The following is a 6,276-nucleotide window of genomic DNA, read 5'->3' as shown; positions in this document are numbered from 1 at the left end:
TTTTTACACTGTGTGAATCAATCATGCTATAGCTCGAGTGTTCACTTCCACTAGCTTTTATTCAACTTATCTTAACAAACTCGCTCAGTACTTTTTGCCATATTCTTTTGATCCTGAATCTTCGATAAAATGAATGCACAGTGGAATATAGCGTAAAATTATTTAGGAAGCATTTTCCATGGGCAGCCGCTCTTTTTTCTTCTTGTATTTACTTCTATTACTATACTTTTCTCATTCAAAATGATCCTTAATTGGCGCTTATTCATGATCTCTTAAATTTCTTGGATTCCTCATTTTTATTACCTCCAAGCTCGACTATACTCTCTCCTTTTATCCATTAATAGAGGTTTTAAGCGTCATCATAATACCTTTATCACCCCAAAAAAGGAATAAGTAAATAAATCTTCCTTTAGAGCGTCAATATCTTCTATAAAATTTTAAAAAAAAGACTTTTTTTACTAAAGTTTTAGCCATTTTGCCCGAATTTAAGTTGAAAACACTGTTAATGTCAATCCGATCCGCGAAAAAAAACCTCGTTCGAGTCATAGTACAATATCTGTTCAGAAAGTCGCGCTTCATTAGGAACTTGCTCAATAGTAAAATTTCGGTCATACAATGTTATTTGTCTATTTTTGTCGATATGAGCAGCCATAGAATGCGCTCTACAGACCCATGGGTAGTACGACCTATGAAAAAAATAGGCATAACAAAGTTTTTTTGTTTGACGCAAGACGCTTTAAAAGATCGGTTAAGGGTTTTAATTTTTTCGTCTCAATCAAATTTCTCAGAAAAGCCTATCGACAGTATTGTATCTTGTATAAGACCTGGATCAGAAAGTAAGCGATCCGTTAAACTTTTATTCTTACTGGTTGACGAAAATTTAACTAACGCCTCTTTTTTTTCTGGAGTTACATTTCTTGTTTTTTTTATATCTATTGACTAAAATGTTTAAATTATTTTTTGCAACGTTTGATCTAAATTTCTATCTTTTTCTGTTAGAATTCTCCGTTCTTTAGCTTATCAAAAGATTGGGTAAATTTAAAAAAATCTTTATTTCCTCCTATGATATCTCTTATAATCTATACATATATACATCCCTCACACTCTTCCTTACTCTTTTCCGGCGTCTGAATAATTATTTCTTGAAAATATTCGTTTTTTCATTTATTTTGAGCTTTTAAGTATTTTATAATGATCTTCATAGTATTAACTTGCATATAATGCGCGTGTACTCTTTTTTCAAGATTGCGTGTCGTAGACCTACCCTTCATGGTATGGTCTAGCTGCAGCTTTTCGTGAACAATATTTATCCATATAACAGATAAAAAATAAATTTTTTTATTCATATTGATAAAATTCTTTCTTAAGTTGCCTATATAAAGAGCGTTCTAACTTTTAGTCCATAAAAAAAATTTCTTACGGACTATTTATGTTTACGACACACATGTTCGCAACAAGCGGTGTCTTCAACAAAAAGCTATTTCCCTATACTGTTCTTGGGCGGTTTGCAGAAATACTGCCTCATCCCAAAGATGTATTTCCCACTCCAAGTGTACCTGGTAGGCCAATCTCACCCGTGTTTGAAGCTCACTACCTAATGCCCACACGTCTTGAGCAGTACTCCCCCCTAAGTTAATAAGAAAATTACAATGAATGGAAGAACATTGAGCGCCTCCCAAAGATTCTCCCCTGCCCCCTACCCTATCAATCCACTGCCACGCCAAGCTTCCTGGAGGATTTTTAAAAGTACTGCCACCGGTGCGTACTTGCAAAGGCTGAGTCTTTTGTCTGTGTTGAATATAGTGGTGCATGGTCTTTAAAATTAGGTCAGGCTCACTGGGAACACAAGCCAATACCGCTTCAATAAAGATCCATCCCGAAGGTAACGTACAGTGACGGTACCCATAGCCTAATTCCTGAGGAGTAAGAACGTGTAATTCTCCCAAGGGGCTCATTACTGTAACTTCCTCCAAAAGATTAGAAATTTCATGGGCATAGCATCCCGCGTTTAGAGCCAACGCACCACCGATGGTTCCTGGAATAGTGTACAAAAATTCTGCTCCTGAAAGACCTGCTTTGTGTGCAACTTGCGCAACCACTCGGTCTAAAGCCCCAGCACCTACTCGAATACGACTTCCTTCCACGTTAATAGCATTAAATCCCTTTTGTAATTTAATGATAAATCCTGGCCACCCTTTGTCGTGGACCAAAACATTGGATCCAGCCCCTAAAACTCGGTAAGGCGCTGAAACTTGTTGAAGAAATTGACGTAAATCCTGAATATGTAACGGGGAAAACACTCCAAGGCAAGGGCCTCCTACACGAAACCAGGTATGTGCTTTCAAAGGAACCTGTAGCGTCAAAGGGCCTTGGAGTGCCCTGAAACTCATAAATTATCTCCAAGCTAAAGCAGGATTCACTGCAGCTTTTACTTCAGTAAAGACGCTTTCTAACGCTTCAGGTAATGCGTAGGCTAGATGAGTAATATCTCCAGCACCACAACAAACAATAAGATCTTCTGGAGTTGTAAAACGTACAATATGATCACACAAATCGGGTAAGCTTAAATTCCATTGAGAAAAAATATAAACTTTTTTATGAAAGTCTTGAATTTTTTTAAATAACACATCCGAACTTACCCCTTCTAAAGGAAGTTCCCCCGCACTATAAACGGGTAGCAATATTACTTCATCTGCATTACCAAAACTTTCTGCAAACAGATCCATCAAATGGTGAAGACGTGTATACCGATGAGGCTGAAAAATAATGAAAATCTTTTGCTTGGGATTATGACACCGCAATGCTTCTAACACTGCTTTTATTTCTGTTGGATGGTGAGCGTAATCGTCTAAAATATGAACACCGTGGGAGGATCCAGTGTAAGTTAATCTTCTTTGCACGCTCTTAAAAGTAGAAAATGCTTTGCGTACCTCCATAACCCCTATTCCCAAAGCTTGAGCTACCGCCACCGCTGCCAAAGCGTTGTATACATTGTGGATGCCCTGGAGTCTCAACTCTAGTCCCTCCAATACCAGGGAATTGGGCTCTTCAGTGTGCACATCAAATTGCGTGCCTTGAGCACGAGGAAAAACATTCTTACAACGTAGTGTCCCTTGAAGTCCATAAACCACGTTCATAATAGAATGATTCTGTTTTATAAACCCGTCACAAAAAGTACCCAAGTGTCCTAAAATTCGTTTTTGAGAGGCTTTCAGTAAAAATTTTGAAAAAAAAGAAAATAAATTTTCTTCTGTACCGTAAAATTCCATATGTTCGGGTTCCACATTGGTGACGATAGCAATATCGATACGAGAAAGATTGAGAAAAGTTCCATCGGATTCATCTGCTTCCACTACCGCCCAGGGTCCATGTCCTTGGCGAACATTACTTTTGTATAAAGGCATAATACCTCCAGCAACAATCAGAGGATCATATCCTGCTACATCCAACATATGACCAATTAATGCTGTAGTGGTGGTTTTTCCGTGAGTTCCACTCACCGCAATCACCTGATATCCCGAAATGATCTGATCTAAAAATTCGGAACGATGTAAAATAACTTTATTATGCTTTTTTGCTTCTACCAACTCTACATTATCTTGCGGAATACTAGAGCTTACTACAATATAGGTAGCGTCTTTAGGAATATACGCTGCATCGTGACCGCGATACAAATGAGCGCCCAGCTTTTCTAGTGAATCTAATAAACTCTCCTCACCGGACAACGTACTTCCAGAAACCTGGTACCCTTGCTCCAAAGAAATCCGAGCTAAGGCGCTCATTCCAATACCTCCGATCCCAATAAAATAGATATGCTTATCTTTTTTTTTTATCATTATTTTTACACACATCCTTTCCAATAGTTGATCATTGCTACGGCAGCATCTTTGCGCCCCAACCTCATCGCATGAGCCCCAGTATACAGCAATCTTTTGGGGTCTTCTAGACATTCTTGAAGAAAAAGGGTGATTTTTTCTTCTTTTAACATCCGTTGGTGACAAGACCAACCCGCATTTTGACTAACCCAAAATTCCGCATTATGAGATTGATGGTGATCTTTTGCATGGGGGTAGGGAACAAAAAATCCACTACGACCACAACACGCTAATTCTGCCGCAGTGGACGCACCACATCGGCTAAACACCACGTGAACCTGGGCAAGTACTTCAGGTAGAGACGAAAAAAAAGGTCGCACCTCACAAACAATAGAAAGCTCACCGTAGTTCTTTTTCACAATAGAAAGCTCCTGTTCTGGACACTGATGAAATACATGAAGACGACTTCGATGCTGCAGAGATAACTGCGCAAGTGCGTTTAAGATCAATGAACTCCAAAAAGATGCACCTTGACTTCCTCCTAAAATGAGAATACCTAAAGTAGTCTCTGGTAATTTCATAGGGGGAATTTGAAAAAAAGTTTTTCGAACTGGAGTACCGACTACAATGGGATGGACTTTTTTTAAGAAACCTAGTGTGTCAGGATACCCGGTAAATACCACTGGGATCCAGCGAGAAAGAAAACGATTAGCACGACCTAATACCCGATCAGACTGATGTAAAGCAAAAAATTTTACTCTTTTTTTACCGTATGTTCTCCAAAGGCGTGCCCATATCATCGGCATCACAGTCATAAAGCCCCCAAAACTAAATATAGCTTGGACCGAATACTGTTGAAAAAATTTTCGCGTTTTCCGCAAAGAGAGATACATTTCAATGGCCGCAACAAAAAGCTTTACATAAGCCATACCACGCCAAGCGGATGCAACGTTAGGAATCACTTCAACGTGCTCAAACAAATAAGAGTATTCCTGAATAAAACGCGCACCCCGTTGATCGGTTAAAAAATACACGGGATAAGACATATCTACCAATCTTTGCGCAAAAGCAATGGCAGGAAATACATGCCCTCCAGAACCACCAGCAATTAATAGAACCACAAATTTTCTCGGATAATAACACACAATATTTTATTATCCATACATTTGTTTCCCTTGTCATTCAACACTGAATAAGGTCTAGGACTAGCGCATCAAAAGCTATTGTTCACAACACAGAAAAGCGTTCCATTGAAGTAAATCATGTCATATTAGGTTCGGGGAAAACGTAGGGTATATCCTCATCTCATTGAGCGAATTCTCTAACTATATCCTTAATGCGTTGTTTCATATGAGTCCAAAATTTCTCTATAGGCTTTAAGATTTGGTGAATAAGGGAATAAAAATATTATTTTTTAGCCAAAAAGTTGGATTCGTACTCTGACTTTTTATCTATGCTATAGGTTTTTTTGTACTATTTATAATACTTTTTATCTACCAGCTTTTGGCTTTTTTCTCTATTTCTTATCTTTGCAACGTGCCATATCAACACCACTTTCATCACTATACATAATAATTTAGCTTGAAAATAGGATTAGATCTATTATTCATCGTCAGAAATGAAAAAAAAAGTACAGCTTAGACTTAAAAAAAGGCGTAAGAGGATACATAAAATTATGTAATGATCAAAAAAAAAGCACAAAAATAGTTATGGTGTAAGTAGAGGGTAGATACTGTAGGAAACAGAAGGATTCATCAAGCCTAAAGCAAGATTAGGCAGAAAAGGAAAAATAAATCTAAATCAGCTAAAAATGTATATTCAAAATAACGAAAATAAAACATAAAAAGAGATTTCTGTGCTATTTAACGCACGCATTGCTTCTATCTATAGAAGGCTTAAAAGTTAGGCTTTGGCCATAAAAAAAGCCTGTACCCCTGGGGAGGCTTGTAAAGAAATTCATATCAAGAAACGATCAACAATATATCGCCTGAAATTCTTGTATAGAGTGACGAGAGCGGTATAGAAAGATTATTTGCAAAGATATGAGATGAATAAAAAAGAGAAAAGCGCGTAGATAAAAAGCGTGTTGCATATTCCAAAAAAACTTATAGTGTAGCAGGCTTAGTGAACAATCAATTCATAAAACTTATGATATTTAACGAGTCTTAGATGTTTAGTCCCGCCAAGAAATGGTTAGGATTAATTGTAAAATATTCTGGATGAATTATCCACTGATTTAGAATAAATTGCCAAGGAGTTTTGCTTTTGATGGCTTTAAGTCGTTTAGCGAAGGTATAAGCCATTAGATAGGCATGCAGATGCTGTTTCAGCTCATCATGAGATGCATAATGGAAATTGTTTACAGTTGCCTCTTTAAGCGTTCTGTTCATTCGTTCTACCTGCCCATTAGTCCAAGGATGCTTGATCTTAGTCTTTCTATGCTCTATCTGATGCTCATTGC

Annotated in this window: 5 protein-coding genes; 1 reads left to right on the top strand and 4 read right to left on the bottom strand. The window is 37.7% G+C overall.

The genetic code is table 11. The features are described 5' to 3' along the window. Window positions 1-655: 655 nt before the first annotated feature. The gene (locus HCUR_RS09280; protein WP_207760960.1) at window positions 656-943 is read left to right on the top strand and encodes a hypothetical protein; all 288 of its coding nucleotides are present in this window, start codon (window positions 656-658) and stop codon (window positions 941-943) included. Between the two features lie 523 nt (window positions 944-1,466). Here the strand turns inward: HCUR_RS09280 and murB are convergent. The 4 genes from murB to HCUR_RS06140 form a co-directional block, all read right to left on the bottom strand. Next, window positions 1,467-2,390 (bottom strand): UDP-N-acetylmuramate dehydrogenase, encoded by a 924-nt coding sequence (gene murB / locus HCUR_RS06155; protein WP_104207217.1) that lies wholly within the window; start codon window positions 2,388-2,390, stop codon window positions 1,467-1,469. Window positions 2,391-2,393: 3 nt separating this feature from the next. Continuing rightward, a complete protein-coding gene (gene murC, locus HCUR_RS06150; RefSeq protein ID WP_165780824.1) occupies window positions 2,394-3,836 on the bottom strand; it encodes a UDP-N-acetylmuramate--L-alanine ligase in 1,443 nt (480 codons plus the stop codon). 5 nt (window positions 3,837-3,841) lie between these two features. Further along, window positions 3,842-4,960 carry a UDP-N-acetylglucosamine--N-acetylmuramyl-(pentapeptide) pyrophosphoryl-undecaprenol N-acetylglucosamine transferase gene (locus tag HCUR_RS06145; RefSeq protein WP_104207215.1) on the bottom strand — a complete coding sequence of 373 codons (1,119 nt, stop codon included), beginning with the start codon at window positions 4,958-4,960 and terminating at the stop codon, window positions 3,842-3,844. Between the two features lie 1,020 nt (window positions 4,961-5,980). Next, window positions 5,981-6,276: integrase core domain-containing protein (locus tag HCUR_RS06140; RefSeq protein ID WP_165780823.1), on the bottom strand; the 296-nt coding region annotated here is incomplete at its 5' end.

The organism is Holospora curviuscula, from assembly GCF_002930195.1.
Lineage (GTDB): Bacteria > Pseudomonadota > Alphaproteobacteria > Holosporales > Holosporaceae > Holospora > Holospora curviuscula.
This window is presented reverse-complemented; position numbering and strand designations above follow the sequence as displayed.

Excerpts from the sequence above, each read along its gene's own strand:
- HCUR_RS09280 (WP_207760960.1), top strand. The coding sequence starts at position 656 with ATGCGCTCTACAGACCCATGGGTAGTACGACCTATGAAAAAAATAGGC.
- murC (WP_165780824.1), bottom strand. The coding sequence starts at position 3,836 with ATGATAAAAAAAAAAGATAAGCATATCTATTTTATTGGGATCGGAGGT.
- murB (WP_104207217.1), bottom strand. The coding sequence starts at position 2,390 with ATGAGTTTCAGGGCACTCCAAGGCCCTTTGACGCTACAGGTTCCTTTG.